The sequence below is a fragment of the Treponema endosymbiont of Eucomonympha sp. genome (assembly GCF_001028545.1).
The window spans coordinates 1-632 of the sequence record NZ_BBPW01000404.1 but is presented as its reverse complement, the minus strand read 5'-3'; the positions used below and the strand labels follow the sequence as shown (position 1 = coordinate 632).

Below are 632 nucleotides of genomic sequence, written 5' to 3'. Positions count from 1 at the left end.
AGGCTCGCCTATTGCGGCGTCCGCCAGCGTTTTCCCTATTCCCTTGTCCCGCCAACGGCAAAACCGCTTGTGTATGCTGTTCCAGTTTCCGAATTCTGGCGGTATATCTCTCCACGGAGCGCCCGTGTGCGTCTGCCATGCTACCGCGTTGATAAACAAACGGTTGTCTTTCGCCACTCTCCCGTGCTTCCCTGCCTGTCCGGGCAGCAGGTCTTTTATCCGTTCCCACGCCGCGTCGCTTATATCGTGCCGGTGTATGCCTTCATTTCTTTTCATACCTCCCATTTTACCTCTTTTTCCTTTTTAGTCCACACTACCTAGAGGCGCGTCCTATGGTTTTGCCTTGCCCGTGCGCCGCCGCTTTATATGCCTATGCATACGATTTCAGTGTCTTCTTTCTAGATGTTTCTTCAAGAACTCTTCTATCTGCATAAATCTAATAACAGGGGATTTATTGTCTTTCGTTTCAGCGCGAGCATATTCTCTTAATTCTGTAAGACATTCCATAAATTCTTTATTTATTTTTGTTATCAGCATTATTTGATATTCACTTTCTGTTTTATTTTTCACTATAAGCACGTCGTTTAATTGATTGTGTCTTACTCTTTTTCCTTGATTTTTAACTATCGGCG

Annotated in this window: 2 protein-coding genes; both read right to left on the bottom strand. The window is 44.9% G+C overall.

The annotated features are described in order from the left end of the window. Positions 1-276, bottom strand: a 276-nt coding sequence (locus AWU74_RS07320; RefSeq protein ID WP_187150930.1) for a transposase, incomplete at its 3' end; no start/stop codon positions are given. A gap of 108 nt (positions 277-384) precedes the next feature. Continuing rightward, positions 385-632, bottom strand: a 248-nt coding sequence (locus AWU74_RS07315) for a hypothetical protein (protein ID WP_238580240.1), incomplete at its 5' end; no start/stop codon positions are given.